The organism is Mycobacterium sp. IDUB_28 (assembly GCF_055419285.1).
Genome location: NZ_JBVAXK010000038.1, coordinates 1 through 919, shown reverse-complemented (window position 1 = coordinate 919; position 919 = coordinate 1). Strand labels below are relative to the sequence as shown.

At 60.1% G+C, this 919-nt stretch carries 1 protein-coding gene and 1 pseudogene; both read left to right on the top strand.

The annotated features are described in order from the left end of the window. Positions 1-721 (top strand): annotated as a pseudogene (locus ACZYZ9_RS26435) (hypothetical protein); the annotation flags it as partial. A gap of 72 nt (positions 722-793) precedes the next feature. Beyond that, positions 794-919 (top strand): PPE domain-containing protein (locus tag ACZYZ9_RS26430; RefSeq protein ID WP_463829106.1); only part of this gene is annotated, 126 nt, incomplete at its 3' end.

Genomic DNA, 919 nt, shown 5'->3' with positions numbered 1-919 from the left:
CGCAGGCGACCTCAACACCGGTTCCTTCAACACCGGCAGCATGAACCTCGGCTCATTCATGCTCGCCGACAGCCAAGTGCTCGACGGCATCACCATCCCGATCAACTTCCCGGCGATTCCGATCGATCTGGTGGCGGGTGCCAACGTGGCCATCCCCATCACCGGTCAGTTCGACCCGATCACCATCTACGTCCCGCAGTTCGGCATCCCGGTTGACGTAGCGGTGAGCTTTCTCATCACCCTCAATTTCGAGGGAGTTCAGATGACCCCACCCTTACCCCCCATCGTCATCAACCCGATCGTCCTGAAGGACCTCGTGGCCGGGGTGAACATACAGGTGCCCATCCAGATGACGCTGCTGGGTCAAGTCAATCTGACGGCACCGGGGGTGGTTGGTATTGGGAACTCTGTGGGGTCGTTGGCGTCGGGTTTCTTCAACGGCAGTTCCAGCGGTACGTCCGGGTTCTTCAATTCGAACAGTTTGAGTTCGGGTTTTGCTAATGCCAACGGGGCGTTGACGTCGGGTTGGTATAACGCCGGTTCGTTGCTGTCGGGTTGGCAGAACCTGGGTGAGGCGATGTCGGGCATCGCCAATACCAGCGATGTGGCCGGGGCCGCGTTGATGTCTGGCGTCGGCAACATCGGCAGCCAGGTCTCCGGTTTCTTGCACGGTCAGATGAGTGCGTTGCAGGCGGCGCTGGCGGACTGGGTGGCTGGCTGATGACGTACTTCTCTGCTGCGGGCGGCCGATTGTCCTTGTGCAGCATCTATCCCCAGCAAGCTTTCCTGCTATGTGAGGAAGAGGGTTGAGCCGGTGAGTTTTGTGACTTTGCCTCCTGAGGTCAATTCGTTGAACATGCTGCGGGGTGCGGGTTCGGCGCCGATGGTGTCGGTGGCTGCTGCGTGGGATGGGTTGGCG